This window comes from Kutzneria kofuensis (assembly GCF_014203355.1).
In the GTDB taxonomy this organism is placed as follows: Bacteria; Actinomycetota; Actinomycetes; order Mycobacteriales; family Pseudonocardiaceae; genus Kutzneria; species Kutzneria kofuensis.
Genome location: NZ_JACHIR010000001.1, coordinates 4,344,067 through 4,359,570, shown reverse-complemented (window position 1 = coordinate 4,359,570; position 15,504 = coordinate 4,344,067). Strand labels below are relative to the sequence as shown.

Annotated in this window: 16 protein-coding genes; 10 read left to right on the top strand and 6 right to left on the bottom strand. The window is 71.0% G+C overall.

Going from position 1 to position 15,504, the window contains the following annotated elements; translation table 11 throughout:
- Positions 1–3 precede the first annotated feature (3 nt).
- From BJ998_RS20170 to BJ998_RS20140, 7 genes are all read left to right on the top strand, one after another.
- Entirely contained in the window at positions 4–924 is a 921-nt protein-coding gene (locus tag BJ998_RS20170; RefSeq protein WP_312890233.1) for an ROK family protein, read from the top strand.
- Positions 924–2,051, top strand: a complete 1,128-nt coding sequence (gene nagA / locus BJ998_RS20165) for an N-acetylglucosamine-6-phosphate deacetylase (protein ID WP_312890232.1) — start codon at positions 924–926, stop codon at positions 2,049–2,051. The genes BJ998_RS20170 and nagA overlap by 1 nt, the downstream gene beginning before the upstream one ends.
- Positions 2,048–2,884 carry a class II fructose-bisphosphate aldolase gene (locus tag BJ998_RS20160; RefSeq protein WP_184863846.1) on the top strand — a complete coding sequence of 279 codons (837 nt, stop codon included), beginning with the start codon at positions 2,048–2,050 and terminating at the stop codon, positions 2,882–2,884. The genes nagA and BJ998_RS20160 overlap by 4 nt, the downstream gene beginning before the upstream one ends.
- Before the next feature lie 9 nt (positions 2,885–2,893).
- Positions 2,894–3,643, top strand: coding sequence for a hypothetical protein (locus BJ998_RS20155; protein WP_184863844.1), 750 nt, complete (start codon positions 2,894–2,896; stop codon positions 3,641–3,643).
- Between the two features lie 37 nt (positions 3,644–3,680).
- The gene (locus BJ998_RS20150) at positions 3,681–4,442 is read left to right on the top strand and encodes a DedA family protein (RefSeq protein ID WP_184863842.1); all 762 of its coding nucleotides are present in this window, start codon (positions 3,681–3,683) and stop codon (positions 4,440–4,442) included.
- Between the two features lie 96 nt (positions 4,443–4,538).
- The gene (locus BJ998_RS20145; protein ID WP_184863840.1) at positions 4,539–5,915 is read left to right on the top strand and encodes an FAD-dependent monooxygenase; all 1,377 of its coding nucleotides are present in this window, start codon (positions 4,539–4,541) and stop codon (positions 5,913–5,915) included.
- The gene (locus tag BJ998_RS20140) at positions 5,888–6,505 is read left to right on the top strand and encodes a TetR/AcrR family transcriptional regulator (RefSeq protein WP_184863838.1); all 618 of its coding nucleotides are present in this window, start codon (positions 5,888–5,890) and stop codon (positions 6,503–6,505) included. Before BJ998_RS20145 ends, BJ998_RS20140 begins: the two co-directional genes overlap by 28 nt.
- Here the strand turns inward: BJ998_RS20140 and BJ998_RS20135 are convergent.
- On the bottom strand, positions 6,495–7,877 hold the full coding sequence (locus BJ998_RS20135) for an FAD-binding oxidoreductase (RefSeq protein ID WP_184863836.1): 1,383 nt from the start codon (positions 7,875–7,877) through the stop codon (positions 6,495–6,497). The genes BJ998_RS20140 and BJ998_RS20135 overlap by 11 nt on opposite strands.
- Positions 7,878–8,014: 137 nt before the next feature.
- On the opposite strand from BJ998_RS20135, the gene BJ998_RS20130 reads away from it, so the two are divergent.
- From BJ998_RS20130 to BJ998_RS20120, 3 genes are all read left to right on the top strand, one after another.
- Positions 8,015–8,512 carry a MarR family winged helix-turn-helix transcriptional regulator gene (locus BJ998_RS20130; RefSeq protein ID WP_184863834.1) on the top strand — a complete coding sequence of 166 codons (498 nt, stop codon included), beginning with the start codon at positions 8,015–8,017 and terminating at the stop codon, positions 8,510–8,512.
- Entirely contained in the window at positions 8,509–11,091 is a 2,583-nt protein-coding gene (locus BJ998_RS20125; RefSeq protein WP_184863832.1) for an MFS transporter, read from the top strand. Before BJ998_RS20130 ends, BJ998_RS20125 begins: the two co-directional genes overlap by 4 nt.
- Before the next feature lie 77 nt (positions 11,092–11,168).
- Positions 11,169–11,828, top strand: coding sequence for a DedA family protein (locus BJ998_RS20120; protein ID WP_312890231.1), 660 nt, complete (start codon positions 11,169–11,171; stop codon positions 11,826–11,828).
- Between the two features lie 20 nt (positions 11,829–11,848).
- Here BJ998_RS20120 and BJ998_RS20115 read toward each other — a convergent pair whose 3' ends face one another.
- The 5 genes from BJ998_RS20115 to BJ998_RS20095 are packed head-to-tail and all read right to left on the bottom strand — an operon-like array spanning position 11,849 to position 15,504.
- A complete protein-coding gene (locus BJ998_RS20115) occupies positions 11,849–12,238 on the bottom strand; it encodes a CoA-binding protein (protein ID WP_184863830.1) in 390 nt (129 codons plus the stop codon).
- Positions 12,235–12,861: a nucleoside/nucleotide kinase family protein gene (locus BJ998_RS20110; protein ID WP_184868807.1), complete on the bottom strand. Its 627-nt coding sequence runs from the start codon at positions 12,859–12,861 to the stop codon at positions 12,235–12,237. Before BJ998_RS20110 ends, BJ998_RS20115 begins: the two co-directional genes overlap by 4 nt.
- On the bottom strand, positions 12,855–13,691 hold the full coding sequence (locus tag BJ998_RS20105; protein ID WP_184868806.1) for a PfkB family carbohydrate kinase: 837 nt from the start codon (positions 13,689–13,691) through the stop codon (positions 12,855–12,857). Before BJ998_RS20105 ends, BJ998_RS20110 begins: the two co-directional genes overlap by 7 nt.
- A gap of 5 nt (positions 13,692–13,696) precedes the next feature.
- A complete protein-coding gene (locus BJ998_RS20100) occupies positions 13,697–14,527 on the bottom strand; it encodes an ATP-binding cassette domain-containing protein (RefSeq protein ID WP_184863828.1) in 831 nt (276 codons plus the stop codon).
- Complete coding sequence (locus BJ998_RS20095) at positions 14,524–15,504, bottom strand: ABC transporter permease (RefSeq protein WP_184863826.1); 981 nt, start codon at positions 15,502–15,504, stop codon at positions 14,524–14,526. The genes BJ998_RS20100 and BJ998_RS20095 overlap by 4 nt, the downstream gene beginning before the upstream one ends.

The window sequence follows — 15,504 nt, the reverse complement described above, 5'->3', positions numbered from 1 at the left end:
CTCGTGGCTCGCACTAGGTACGTGGTGGCCGTCGACGTCGGCGGCACTGACATGAAGGCCGCCCTGGTGTCCGGGACGCCGACCGCGGCGACCGTGGTGACCAGCAGGCGTCGCGCCACCCCGCGCGGTGAGGACGGCACGGCCACCGCGCACGCGGTGGTCGGCGCGATCGTCGATCTGGTGGACGAGTTGCGCGGGGTGGTGGACCACCCGGTGGACGCGGTCGGCGTGGTGGTGCCGGGCGTGGTCGACGAGGAAGAGGGCATCGGCGTCTTCTCCGCCAACCTCGGCTGGCGGGACTTCCCGTTCCGGCTGCTGCTGGCCGAGCGGACCGGCCTGCCGGTGAGCTTCGGCCACGACGTGCGGGCCGGCGGCCTGGCCGAGCACCGGCTCGGCAACGCCAGGGGCCTGACCGACGTGGTGATCATGCCCATCGGCACCGGCATCGCCGCCGCGCTGATGATCGGCGGCCGGCTCCACGTGCACGGCGGCGAGCTGGGGCATGTCGACGTCGGCCACGGCGAGCCGTGCGGCTGCGGGCAGCGCGGCTGCGTGGAGACCGTCGCCTCGTCGGCGGCGATCGCCCGACGCTACTCGGCCCGTGCCGGCAAGCAGGTGAATCGGGCGTCCGTGGTGGCGGACCTGGTGCGGGCCGGCGACCCGGACGCGGTCGCGGTCTGGCACGACGCCGTCGACGCCCTGGCCAAGGGCATCTTGATCGCGGCGACGCTGCTCGGGCCGGAGGCCGTGGTGCTCGGCGGCGGGTTGGCTCTGGCGGGTGATCTGCTCATCGAACCGTTGCGGAAGCGGCTGGCGGAACTGATCGTGTTCCAACGGCAGCCCGAACTGCTGCTCGCCGCCCTCGGCGATGAGGCAGGCTGTCTGGGAGCAGCGTTGATGGCGATAGATGCCGTGGAGGCATAGTGGCTGACCTGGTGCTGGCCGGCGGTCGGATCCTCACGCCCGACGGCGAGCTGGATCCCGGCTGGGTGTCGGTGACGGACGGCCGGATCGATGCCGTCGGCGCCGGCGAGCGGCCGGACGCAACGGTGGACCTGGACGGCTGCTGGCTGGTGCCGGGTTTCGTCGACGTGCACTGCCACGGCGGCGGCGGTCGGGCGTTCACCGGCCACGACCCGGGGCTGGCGATCGCCGCCCACCGCCGGCACGGCACCACCACCACGATGGCGAGCCTGGTGTCCCGACCGATCAAGGAGCTGGCCCGGCAGATCAGCGAGCTCGCGGAGCTGGTCCGCGACGGCGACATCGCCGGCATCCATCTGGAGGGCCCGTTCCTGTCGGCGGCCCGGTGCGGCGCGCACGACCCCAGGGTGCTGCGGCCGCCGGACCTCGACTCCGTGCGCGCGCTGCTGGCGGCCGGCGGCGGCACCATCAAGATGGTGACCATCGCGCCGGAGCTGGAAGGCGCGGTCGAGGCGACGAAACTGTTGGTGGACAACGGGGTCATTGTCGCGATTGGACACACGGACGCGGCCGAGGCGCAGGTGGTGCCCGCGGTCGACGCGGGCGCTTCCGTTGCCACCCATCTGTTCAACGGCATGCGCCCGCTGCACCACCGCGAACCCGGCCCCATCGGCGCGCTGTTGGACGACGAACGGGTCAGCGTCGAGCTGATCTGCGACCTGGTGCACCTGCACCCGACGGCCGTTCGGCTGGCCGCGCACCACGCCGGCCCGGCGCGCACGCTGCTGATCACGGATGCGATGGCGGCGGCCGGCATGGGCGACGGCGTCTACGACCTCGGCGGGCTGGAGGTCACGGTGCAGGACGGCGTGCCGACACTGGCCGGCGGTTCGCTCGCCGGCAGCACGCTGACGATGGACCTGGCGTTCCGGAACTTCGTGCGGCAGTGCGGGTTGTCGATGGCCGAGGCGGTCGCCGCGACCGCCGGCCGGCCCGCCCAGCTGCTGGGCCTGGCGGACGAGGTCGGTGCCGTCTCGGTCGGCCTGCTCGCGGACTTTGTCGTGCTGGACAAGGAACTGCGGGTGCGAGACGTGTACCGCAGGGGTCGTCGGGAGGACCGTTCGTGACGCTGACGCCGACCGGCGAGATCGTCGACGCCGCTGCCGCCGCGGGCCGTGGGGTCGGGGCGTTCAACGTGATCCAGCTGGAACACGCCGAGGCGCTGGTCGCCGGGGCGGAGGCGGCGGGCGCGCCGGTGGTGTTGCAGATCAGCGAGAACGCCGTGCGCTATCACGGTTCGCTGGCTCCGATCGGGCTCGCGACGCTGGCCGTGGCCCGGCAGTCGTCGACGAAGGTCGCCGTGCACCTGGATCATGCGGAGAACGCCGATCTCGTGGCCGAGGCGGTGCAGCTGGGCTTCACCAGTGTCATGTTCGACGCGTCCAAACTGGAGTACGAGGAGAACGTCCGGGCCACTGCTGAGGTGGTTCGGCGCTGTCACGCGGCGGGCGTGCACGTGGAGGCGGAGCTGGGCGAGGTCGGTGGCAAGGACGGCGTGCACGCGCCGGGCGCCCGGACCGATCCGGACCAGGCCCGCGAGTTCGTCGAGGCGACCGGGGTGGACTCGCTGGCGGTCGCCGTCGGCAGCTCGCACGCGATGTTGACCCGGGACGCCGCCCTGGACTTCGACCTGATCGGGTTGCTGCGGGACAAGGTCGGCGTGCCGCTGGTCCTGCACGGCTCGTCCGGCGTCGCCGACGCCGATCTCACCCGGGCCGTCGAGGCCGGCATGACGAAGATCAATATCGCGACGCACCTGAACAACGCCTTCACCACGGCCGTTCGGACCTATCTGACGGAGAATCCGCAGGTCGTGGACACGCGCAAGTACCTGGCGCCGGGCCGGGAGGCGGTCGCCGCCGAGGTGACCCGGCTGCTCGGCGTGCTCAGAAGCAACTAACGTGGTGTCGTGAGCAAGTCCGACGACCCGGAGCGGCTGCTGGCGGAGGCCCTGCGCGCCCAGGCGGTGAGCGCGCCGGTCACGATGCCGCCGCTGCCCGCCGTGCTGACCAAGGCCGCCGAGGAGGCCGAGGAGCAACCCGAGGCCGCCGACGAGAAGTCGGCCGTCGAGGACGTCGCGGCGGACGAAGCCACCACGGGGGAAGCCGACGCGGACGAGCCGGACGCCACCGACGAGGCCGCCGACGACGCGGCGACCGCGGAGGAAGACGGCGCGGACGAGCCCGAATCGGCTCCGGAGGCGCCCGCTGCCGACGAGGCCGTCGCCAAGGAGCCCGAGGCCGTCCCTCGGCCGCCCGCCGGGTCCGGGGACAGCGCGTTCACCGAGGAGATGGTGCTGCGGGAGCTCAGCTCCGGCCCCTCGACCGGCGAGCTGGCCACGATCCGGATCAACAACGCCCAGCACCACGTGGAGACCGAGCGGTTCTCGCCGCTGGAGAACCTGTACGGGCCGGTCGGCGCCGGTCCCGGCTTCGGCCTGATCTCCGGCAGCGAGGTCGGCAGCACCGTCGGCCCGCCGGTCGGCGAGTTCGACCACCTGCTGCCGGAGCCGCCCACTCGGGCCGTGGCCACCAACGCCGTGCCGACCACGAAGATGCGGGCCGAGCGGGGGCAGGTGCCGGGCTGGCTGATCCTGCTGTTCGCGCTGGTGTTGGGGCTGGCCGGCGGGGCCGTGGCCGGGCTGCTGAGCATGCTGTAAATCGGACACTCAGCGAACACCTGTACCTTGGTGAGTCGTGACCACCGCGATCGCCGCGAGCACGACCACCGTCATCGCCCTGCCGGGTTGGCTGAACGCCGACACCATCCTGCAGGGCCTCGGGCCGTACGTCTTCCTGGGCGTGGCCCTGCTGATCTTCGCCGACTGCGGCATCCTGATCGGCTTCCTGATCCCGGGTGACACGCTGTTGTTCACCCTGGGCCTGCTGATCGCCCGCGGCGTGGTGGACATGCCACTGTGGCTGGCCTGCGTGATCCTCTCCGTGTGTGCCGTCGTCGGCAACGTCACCGGCTACTGGATCGGCCGCGGCATCGGTCCGAAGCTGTTCGACCGGCCCGATTCCAAGATCTTCAAGCGCAAGCACGTCGAGCGCACCCACGAGTTCTTCGAGAAGTACGGCGCCCGGGCCATCATCCTGGCCCGTTTCGTGCCGATCGTGCGCACGTTCATCACCGCCATCGCCGGCGTCGGCAAGATGGACCAGCGCAAGTTCTTCACCTACTCCGCCATCGGCGGCGTGCTGTGGGCCGTGCTCGTGCCGCTGGGCGGCTACTTCCTCGGCCAGATCCAGTTCGTGCACGACAACCTCGAGGTCTTCCTGATCGCCATCCCGGTGCTGTCGGTCATCCCGATCGTGTTCGAGGTGATCAAGGCCCGCCGCGAGCGCATCGAGCGGGAGGCCCTCGCCGGCGAGGGTCCGGCCCTGGACGCCACCCAGCAGTTCGACATGCGCTCCGAGGACATGGACGCCACCCAGCGCATCGACCGCATTCGCTGAGGTCGTAGCCCCGAGACCGCCCCCTGGACGGGGGCGGTCTCTTCTGCTCCAATTAGTAAACAGTGCTGTTCTGTTTACTAATCCTGGGGAGGGGTCGTGACGGTGCTGATCGCGGGCGCGGGGCCGACGGGGCTGACTGCGGCGTGTGCCCTGATGCAGCGGGGCGTGCCGGTACGGGTGCTGGACGCGGCCGAGGGTCCGGCCTCGACGTCCCGGGCGCTGGGGCTGCAGCCGCGCGGGGCGGAGGTGCTCAACCGGGTGGGTGCGCTCGGGGACCTGCCGGAGCGCAGCATGGACATCCGCCGGGTGACGACGCTCGCCGGCGGGCGGCCGATGATGGAGCTGCGGCTGGACCGGTGGGCCGGCCGCGGGGCGCTGATCAGCCAGTCGGAGATCGAGAAGTCGTTGCGGGACCGGCTGTCGGAGCTGGGCGGCAAGGTCGAGTGGGGCACGGCCGTCACCGACATGAGCCAGGACGCCGAAGGCATCACCGTGCAGGCGGGTGAGCCCATTCGCGGCGACTGGCTGCTCGGCTGCGACGGCTCGCACAGCACCGTCCGCAAGCTCGCCGGCATCGACTTCCCGGGAGTGCCGCTGGCGGAACGGTTCCTGCTCGCGGACGTGCACCTGGACTGGCCGGTGCCGCGCGACGGTGTGACGGTCTGGCTCGGCACGGCCGGCATGTTCGCGGCGTTTCCGTTGCCGGGCAACGACCTCTGGCGGCTGCAGGGCGAACTGCCGGGCACCGGCCCCGTCGACGTGCTGGCCGAGTTGAAGGCCATGCTGCCGAAGCGAAGCGGGCTGACGGCCGAGTTCGGGGCCTGCGACTGGACGTCCACGTTCACCATCCACCGCCGCCTGGCCGGCGCCTACCGCCGCGGCCGGATCCTGCTCGCCGGCGACGCGGCGCACGTGCACAGCCCGTTCAGCGGCCAGGGCATGAACACCGGCATCGGCGACGCCGAGAACCTGGCCTGGAAGCTGGCAATGGTGCTCCACGGCCGGGCCACCGAGCGGTTGATCGACACGTACGAGACGGAGCGGCGGCCGATCGCCGAGGAGGTGCTGAGCGGCACCACCGCGCTGACGTCGTTCGTGCTCGGCATGGGCTTCTGGCGCCGCCTGCTGCGCGACGCCGTGTTCCTGCCGCTGCTCAATCTCCCGGTGGCGCAACGGAAGTTGTTCGAGCGCACGAGCCAGCTGGCGCTGACCTACCGGCGCGGCCCGCTCGGCCCGCGCGGCGACCGCGTGCCGGAGATCGCGTCCCGATGGACGAACGGCCGCTGGGTGCTGGAGGTCCCCACGGCCGACGACCCGCACGTGCCGGTTGCGAAGGAGCGGCTGGGCGACGACCTGCTCGTCGAGACGGGCCCGGTGACCAGGCTCGTCCGCCCCGACGGGCACCTGGCTTGGCAGGGACGGCCGGCACCGGCAAGGCTGGGCAGGTGGCTGGACGAGACACTGGCGAGCTGAAGACCGCGGGCCGACCTCGCGATCCCGAGGCGGACGAGGCGATCCTGCGGGCGGCGCTGGAACTGTTCGCCGAGCGCGGGGTGGACGGCACGAGCATCGAGCAGATCGCCAAGCGGGCCGGCGTCGCCCGGCTGACCGTGTACCGGCGCTGGTCGTCCAAGGAGGAGCTGCTCGTCCAGGCCATCGTCTACGGCCGCAACGCGCCCGACCTGACCGACGAGGAGTACGACACGCTGCCGTACCCGGAGGTGTTCGCCCGCATGGTCGGCACGATGACGGACGCCATCGCCGACCGCCGGCTGGCGCCGCTGCTGGCCCAGCTCATCGGCTCCACCTTCAGCCACCCGGAGCTGTTCGACGCGTTCTGGCGGGCCTCCGGGTCGAAGCGCCGGGAGGGCGGGATTCGGCTGGTCCGAAGGGCGATCCGGGAGGGCATGCTGCCGCCGGACGCCGACCCCGAGGTGATCGTGGAGATCATCGTGGGGGCGTTGTTCTACCGGATGCTGGTGCCACCCCGGCACGACGACGTGCTGGAGTACGTCGGCCGGGTGCTGCGCCAGGTCGGCTTCCGCGAGATCCCTACTCCATAGCGAACATCGAGCCCGGGTTGAACAGGTTGCCCGGGTCCAGCGCCTGCTTGATCGACCGGTGCACGGCCAGCCCGACCGGGCCGATCTCGCGGGCCAGCCACTCCCGCTTGATCTTGCCGATGCCGTGCTCACCGGTCACCGTGCCGCCGAGTCCGAGGCCCAGCTCCAGGATCTCGTCGAAGGCGATCCGGGCCCGGGCGAACTCGTCGGCGTCGGCGGGGTCGTAGACCAGCGTCGGGTGCATGTTGCCGTCGCCGGCGTGCCCGACCACGGCGATCTTCACCCGGTGCCGCTCGCTGATGGTCTGGCAGCCGGCGATCAGGTCGGCGATCGCGGTCCGCGGCACGCACACGTCGTCGGTGAGCCACGCGCCGTAGACCTCCAGCGCGGTCAGCACGGCCCGCCGCGCGGTCAGCAGCATCCGCCCCTCGGCCAGGTCGGTCGTCACGTAGGTCATGTCCGCGCCGGCGGCCTGGCAGGCCAGCTCCACCTTCTCCAGCTCCAGCCGGGCCACCTCGCCGCCGGAGTCGGACTGGCACAGCAGCAGCGCCTCGCAGCCGGGCGGGCCTACCTCGGTCTTCAGGTGCTGCTCGACGGCCTTGATGGAGACGGCATCCATGATCTCCATCAGCGACGGCACGGTGCCGCTGCGCACGATGTTCGTCACGGCGACGCCGGCCGCCGCGGTCGTGCTGAACGCCGCCACCAGCGTGGCCGGCGCCTGCGGCAGCGGCCGCAGCGCCAGCACCGCCTTGGTGATCACGCCGAGCGTGCCCTCGCTGCCGATGAACAGTTTCGTCAGGTCGTAGCCGGCAACCCCCTTGACCGTGCGCCTCCCCGTCTTCAGCAGCGAGCCGTCCGCGAGCACGACCTCCAGGCCGAGCACGGAGTCCGTGGTCACCCCGTACTTCACGCAGCACAGACCGCCGGCGTTGGTGGACAGGTTGCCGCCGATGGAGCACCAGTCGTAGCTGGACGGGTCCGGTGGGTAGAACAGCCCGTGCTTCTCCACGGCGTCGCGCAGGTCCAGGTTGACCACGCCCGGTTCGACCACGGCCAGCCGGTTGTCCTGGTCGATCTCCAAGATGGCGTTCATCCGGGTGGTCACCAGCATCACGCAGCCGTCGATGGCGTTGGCGGCGCCGGACAGCCCGCTGCCCGCGCCGCGCGGCACGATCGGGACGCCGGCCCCGGCGCAGATGCGGACCACGGCCTGCACCTGCTCGGCGTTCTCCGGGAAGACCACGGCCAGCGGCTGCCCGACCGGAGCCAGCGGCATCATGTCCCGGCTGTAGGTGGCGGTGACGTCCGGGTCGACGCGCACGGAGTCGGCGCCGAGGGCCTCCTGGAGGGCCTGAACGACAGCGTTCATGCACCTCACCGTAGTCACCCGGTCGAGTGTTGAGTTTCACAACCATTGGACTTGCCCACTACTCTGTTCGCGCAGATGCTTGTACTATCCAACTGCTTGGTTGGAGCAACCATCGATCTTCACGAGGGAGGTAGGACATGGAGACGACCCAGGAGCGGCTGGACAACGCCGACCAGCTGGGCCTCCAGCTGGTCCGCTTCCTTCGGCTGCTGGAACGGGCCCACCACCAGTTCACCGACAAGCCGCACGGCGTCGAGAAGGCCGGCTACATGCTGATGGCCCACCTGGTGATCAACGGCCCGAAGCGGGCGAGCGCGCTGGCCGACGCGGTCCACTCGGACCCGTCCACGGTCAGCCGACAGGTGGCCCAGCTCGTCCGCGCCGGCCTGGTCGAACGGCAGGCCGACCCGTTGGACGGACGCGCGTGCCTGCTGGCCGCCACCGACGACGGCCGCCGGCTGTTCGACGAGCTCCGCGCCCAGCGCAACCACCACATCGACCAGATGCTCGGCAACTGGCCGATCGAGCGCCGCCGCCAGCTCGTGGAGCTGTTCGACGCGCTCAACACCGACATCGAGAACTACCGACCGCAGATGGCCACCGCGATCGCCGAGCAGCGAAAGGCAACACGATGACAAGCACGGCCGCTCCGGTGGCGGCGCCCACCTCCAAGGCAGAGCACGTCCCCGGGACGTTCACCCACCGGCAGATCCTCACCATCCTGTCCGGCCTGATGCTGGGCATGTTCCTGGCGGCGCTGGACCAGACCATCGTCTCCACCGCCATCCGGACCATCGCCGACCAGCTGCACGGCCTGGACCAGCAGGCGTGGGCGACCACCGCCTACCTGATCACCTCGACCATCGCCACGCCGCTGTACGGCAAGTTGTCCGACATGTACGGCCGCAAGCCGTTCTACCTGTCGGCGATCGCCATCTTCGTGATCGGCTCACTGGCCTGCACCTTCGCCACCTCGATGTACGAGCTGGCCGCGTTCCGCGCGTTCCAGGGCATCGGCGCCGGCGGCCTGATGTCGCTGGCGCTGGCCATCATCGGCGACATCGTGCCGCCCCGGGAGCGGGCCCGCTACCAGGGCATGTTCCTGGCCGTGTTCGGCACCTCCAGCGTGCTCGGCCCGGTCATCGGCGGCGCCCTGGCCGGCCAGTCCAGCATCCTGGGCATCGACGGCTGGCGCTGGGTGTTCCTGGTGAACGTGCCGATCGGCGTGCTGGCGTTCGCGGTCGTCGCCGTGGTGCTCAACCTGCCGCGCAAGGCCTCGAACGTGAAGCGGCGCATCGACTGGCTGGGGTCGGCGTTCATCGCCATCGGCCTGGTGCCGCTGCTGATCGTCGCCGAGCAGGGCCGCGAATGGGGCTGGACCTCGCAGGACGCCTGGATCTGCTACATCGTCGGCGCCCTCGGCCTGATCGCCTTCGTGATCGCCGAGCACTACGCCAAGGACGACGCGCTCATCCCGCTGCGGCTGTTCCGCAGCTCCGTGTTCAGCCTCACCTCGGTCACCGGCGTGCTGGTCGGCGTCGCGATGTTCGGCGGGATCGCGATGATCCCGCAGTACCTGCAGATCGTGAAGGGCAACACCCCGACCCAGTCCGGCCTGCTGATGCTGCCGTTCGTGCTGGCGATGATGATCGCCTCGCTCGGCTCCGGCATCATCACCGCACGCACCGGCCGCTACAAGCTGTTCCCGGTCATCGGCACCGTGCTGATCGGCGCCGGCGCTCTGCTGTTCTACCGGCTGCAGTGGGACACCAGCCTGCTCGAGGTCGACATCTACATGGCGATCTTCGGCATCGGCCTGGGCCTGTGCATGCAGACGCTGACGCTGGCCACCCAGAACGCGGTGCCGCCGCGGGACATGGGCGTGGCGACCGCGTCGGCGACCTTCTTCCGGTCGATGGGCGGCACCGTCGGCACCGCGGTCTTCCTGTCGCTGCTGTTCAGCACGGTCGGCGACAAGATCAAGGACGCGTTCGCGGCGATCGTGCCGACGCAGGCGTTCCAGGCCGCCATCCACACGCCGTCGGTGGTGCAGGACCCGAACAACGCGCCGCTGTTCTCCGCGCTCAAGGGCGGCAACGCCGGCGGCGCGCTGCAGGACTCCTCGTTCATCCAGAAGCTCAACCCGGCGATCCTGGCGCAGCCCTTCCAGGAGGGCTTCACCAACGCGATGCACATCGTGTTCATCGGCGCCGCGATCGTCGCCGCCGTGGCCTTCGTGCTGACGGTGTTCACCAAGGAGGTGCCGCTGCGCACGCAGTCCGGCATCCAGGCGCAGGCCGCCGAGGAGGGCGGCATCGTGCTGACCACCGAGCCCGAGCCGGCGCCCGCGCCGGCGGCGCTCGCCAGCACCGAGCCGTTCGACACCTCCGGACGGCATGCGATGAACGGGAACGGCAACGGTCACTCGCACCTGGAGGGAACCCTCGGCACGCTGGCCGGAACCCCGGTTCGCGGCTTCGTGCGGCGGCCCGACGGCAGCCCGGTGCACGCCGCCGCGCTGACCGTGATCGACCTGAACGGCAAGCAGGTCGGGCGGACCGTCAGCGCCCAGGACGGCGGCTACGACCTGGCCGCGCCGGCCAACGGCACGTACGTGTTGATCGCCTCGGCCGGCTCGCACCAGCCGCAGGCCTCGACGGTCGTGGTGAACGGCGCCCCGGTCAACTTCGACGTGGTGCTCACCGGCACCGGCGGCCTGGTCGGCGTCGTCACGGCGCTCGGCGGCCACCCGGTGGTCGAGGCCACCGTGACGCTGGCCGACGTGCGCGGCGAGGTCGTGGGGTCGCGGTCCACCGACGCCGGCGGGTCGTACCAGTTCACCGAACTGGTCGGCGGCGAGTACACCCTCGTCGTCAGCGCCGAGTCGTTCCGGCCGACGGCGCTGCCGGTGAGCATCGGCGACAGCGGCACCACGCGCCAGGACGTCGAACTGGCCGGTGGCGCGACGCTCGGCGGCGTGGCCCGCAACGACCAGGGGCAGCCGCTGGCCGACGCCCGGGTGACCCTGGTCGCGCCGGACGGGCAGGTCGTCGCGGCCACCACCACGGGGTCGGACGGGCAGTACAGCTTCGGGGATCTGTCCGAAGGTGACTACACCGTGATCGCCAGCGGGTACCCGCCGGTGGCCGCCGCGCTCCGCGTCTCCGCAGGTCAGGAGACCGTGCACGACGTGGAGCTGGGCTACACGGAGTAAAGGTCGGCAGGCGCGGCGGCTGTCCCCTTCACACGGTTCGGGGACAGCCGCCGCGTCGACGACATAGGGTGTCGGACGTGCACCCGCACGAGATGGCCTTCGGTTCACTGGACGCCGTCGGCCCCGTAGTGCTGACGGTGATCGCTCTCGTGTGCATTTTCGTCGAGTGCGGATTCCTCATCGGGCTGCTGTTTCCCGGCGATTCGCTGCTGTTCACCGCCGGGATCTTCTTCGCGCAGCAGCATCACGCCGGCCAGGCGTGGATCTTCGCCGGGCTGGCCTGGGCCGCCGGCGTCGGCGGCGGGCAGTGCGGCTACCTGTTCGCCCGCAAGACCGGCCACAAGTTCGTCGCCAGACGTGACGGCAAGATCCTGAACAAACGGAACCTGGAACGGGCGCAGCGGCTGCTCGACGGCTGGGGATTCTGGGCCGTGACGCTCGCTCGCATGGTGCCGTGGGTGCGGACCGTGGTGCCCACCATCGCCGGCGCGGCCGGGATGAACCCGGTGAAGTTCCTGCTCGCCTCGATCGTCAGCACCGCCGCCTGGGTCGGCGTGTTCATGACCGTCGGCTACTTCGGCACCGGACTGCTCGACCAGGTTCCGTGGCTGAAGACCGTCGCGCTGGTGATCGCCGTGGGTGTCGTCGTCACGACCACGGTCGTCGGGGTCATCCACTACCGGCAGGACAGCCGTCAGCCCGTCGAACCCGTCGAGGAAGAGCCCGTCGACGCTTGATCCGCTCGCCGACCACTCGGCTACAGCCCGAGCATTGACCGTTCGACGGCGATGCAACGGTCCTCGACGTAGGTCATCCCGGCGGCCTCGGCGATCTCCCGGGCCTGCGGGTTGGCGATGCCCAGCTGCAGCCACAGCGCGCCGGCCTTGACCTGCACGGCCTGCTCGGCGATGGCGGGGGCCTCGTCGGCGGGACGGAACACGTCCACGATGTCGATCTTCTCGGGGATGTCGAGCAGGCTGCGGTAGGCCTTCTCGCCCAGGATCTCGGTGGCGCTCGGGTGCACGGGAATCACCTTGTACCCGGCGGCCTTGAGCGCGGCCGGCACCGAGTGCGCGGCCTTCCACGGCTGGGTCGACAACCCGACGACGGCGATCGTCTTGGCCGAGGTCAGCAGTTCCCTGATCACGTCAGCTCCTCCTCAGCGATCACCAGGTCGGCCCGCCCCGAAGTGGCGTCGACCCGCACCGCATTGGCCTGGTCAGAGCCTAACGCCCGGCAACGGGCCTGCTCGGCGGAGCGTCCGAACGCCTCGTGACGGGCGATCAGACGGGCAATTCGCACCTGCTCGTCGGGGGCGAGGAACCAGGCCTCGTCCAGCAGCGGCCGAACCCGGTTCCACGGCTCGTCGGTCAACAGGAGGTAGTTGCCCTCGGTGACGACCAACGGCGTTTCCCGAAACACGGGAACGGCGCAGGCGATGGGTTCCTCGATCTCGCGCCGGAACTCGGGGGCGTAGACGGTGTCGGGGCCGTGCCGGCGCAGCCGTTCGAGCAGGTCGACGTAGCCGGCGGCGTCGAAGGTGTCCGGCGCGCCCTTCCGCTCGGCCCGGCCGAGCCGGTCGAGTTCCCGCTGCGCCAGGTGGAAGCCGTCCATGCCGACGAGCACGGCCCGGTCGCCGAGGGCGTCGACGAGGCGCGCCGCCAGCGTGGACTTGCCCGCGCCGGGCGCGCCGCAGATGCCCAGCAACGACCGCCGGCCGGTGACCGCCAGCCGTTCGGCCCGGGCCACCAGGTCGTCGAACCTCACCAGGTTCCCCCTCGCACCTCGTCCACCCAGCCGCGCGGGCCGACATGCCGCACCTTGACGCCGGCGACCCGGTTGGCCAGGTCGATCAGCCCCGGCAGGTCGTCGGCGGTCGGCACGCGGCCCAGCCGCCCGACGCCGAACGTCAGCGCCCCGTGCCAGACGTCGCCGGCGCCGGAGGTGTCCCGGGCGGGGACCCGCTGCGCATGCACCTCGCCGGTCCGCCCGTCGCACGACCACTCGACCGCGCCGGGGCCGTGCGTACGGATCACCACCGGCACGCCACGGTCGTGCAACTCCTTGGTGCTGAGCGGATAACTCGCCGAGCAGGCACAGACATCCACCAGCGGCAGCAGTTCGGAGTGCACGTCCTTGAGACTGCCGGCATCCAGCACGACCGGCGCCGTCGCCCGCGCCACCCGCAACGCCAGCGCCGGGTGATGCCCGTCGACCAGCACGGCGTCGGTCTCCAGGATCTCCACCGGCGGCAGAATCGTTGTGCCGGCGGCATTGTGCGACACCACGGTCCGCTCGCCGTCATGGTCCCGCACGGTCACGGCGCTGACGGTCGGCGGATCCTGCTTGGCCGGCAACAGATCCACTACGGTGACGCCGTGATCATCGAGGTCCCGCAGGGCAAGCAGCGCCAGCGGATGCGCGCCCAGCGCCGTCAGCAGGGTCGGGATGCCGCCGAGCGCGGCGACCGCGACGGCGGCGTTGGCCGCGGGACCTCCCGCGGCCAACGCGACCGTCTCCGACTGCACCTTCTCGCCGGCAGCGGGTATGTCGGCCACCCGCTGCACGACGTCCACCGTGCACAGACCGGCGAGCAGGATCCTGGTCACTCGGCCGACTTCCGGTGACTGCCCAGCCCTGTCGTCACGGCGTTGCGAACTTCTTCCACCACACCATCATCACCCATCCGCAGCGCGCCGGTGAGCAGCCCGACCACCTCGTTCATGCTGCTCTCGCCCGGCTTGACCAGCGCGACCCGCTTACCCAGCCGGTGCACGTGGACCCGGTCGGCGATCTCGAACACGTGCGGCATGTTGTGGCTGATCAGCACCACCGGCAGGCCGCGGTCGCGGATCCGGCCGATCAGCTCCAGCACCTTGGCCGACTCGGCCACGCCGAGCGCGGCCGTCGGCTCGTCCATGATCACGACCTTGGTGCCGAACGCCGCCGCCCGCGCCACCGCGACGGCCTGCCGTTGGCCGCCGGACAGCGTCTCCACCAGCTGCTGGATCGACTTGATGTTGATGCCCAACTCGTCGAGCACCCGCTGCGCCTCGGTCCGCATGGCCCTGGCGTCCAAGGTGCGCAGGAACTTGCCGCGCCAGCCGCCGATCCGCTTCTCCCGGCCCATGAACAGGTTCGTGGCGATGTCCAGCGCCGGCGCGAGCGCCAGGTCCTGGTACACGGTCTCGATGCCGGCCCGGCGGGCGTCCAGCGGACCCCGGAAGTGCACGGCCTCGCCGTCCACCCGGATCTCGCCGGCGTCCGGGACCAGCGCCCCGGACAGCGCCTTGATCAGGCTGGACTTGCCGGCGCCGTTGTCGCCGACCACCGCCAGCACCTCGCCGGGCAGCAGGTCGAAGTCCGCGCCGTCGATCGCCGTCACCCGGCCGTACCGCTTGACCAGGCCACGAGCCCGCAGGATCGGCTCGGTCATCGCTGCCTCCCTCGCGTGAACCGGTCGAGCGCGACGGCGGCGATCACCAGGATGCCGGTCGCCACGTTCTGGTACAGGTCGTCGATGCCGGCCTGGGTGAGGCCGCTGCGCAGCACCGTGACGATCAGTGCGCCGACGAGCGTGCCGAGCACGCTTCCCCGGCCGCCGAACAGACTCGTGCCGCCGATGACCACCGCCGTGATCGAGTCCAGGTTGGCCGTCTGGTACGCGTTCGGGTCCGCGTTGGGCACACGGCCCAGCGCCTGCCAGGCGGCGATGCCGTAGATCAGGCCGGCGATGATGTAGACGCCGATGACCGTGCGCTGGACGTTGATGCCGGACAGCCGGGCCGCCTCCGGCTCGTTGCCGACGGCGTAGACATGCTTGCCCCAGCCGGTTTTGGTCAGCGCGTACCAGACGACGAGGAACATCACGAGCGCCACCGTCATGCCGTAGGTGACCTCGATGCCGCCGAACAGGTAGCGCCGTGTGCCCAGCCAGGACAGCAGCGGGTCGCTGACCGGCACCGACTCGCCGGTGTAGATCCGGCTGACCGCGGTGAGGATGGTCAGCAGGCCCAGCGTGACGATGAACGGCGGCAGCTTGATGTTGGTGACCAGCACGCCGGTCAGCGCGCCGATCAGGGTGGCCGCGGCGATGCCGACGAGCAGCGCCAGCCAGGCCGGCGCGCCGCCGACCACCAGCTTGGCCATCAGCAGCGTGGCCAGCACGGTGTTGGCCGCGTTGGCCAGGTCGATGCCGGCGGTGAGGATGATCAGCGTCTGGCCCAGCGCCATCGTGCCGACCACCAGCGACTGCTCGACGACCAGCGAGAGGTTGTCGAGCTCCAGGAAGGTGCTGGTGGACAGGGAGAACACGACGACCGCGACGACGAGCGCGATGGTCGGACCGACCGCGGGCGTGCGCAGCACGTACTCGCCGAAGCTCGCCCGGGTTCCGTTCGCGGTGGTGGCCAT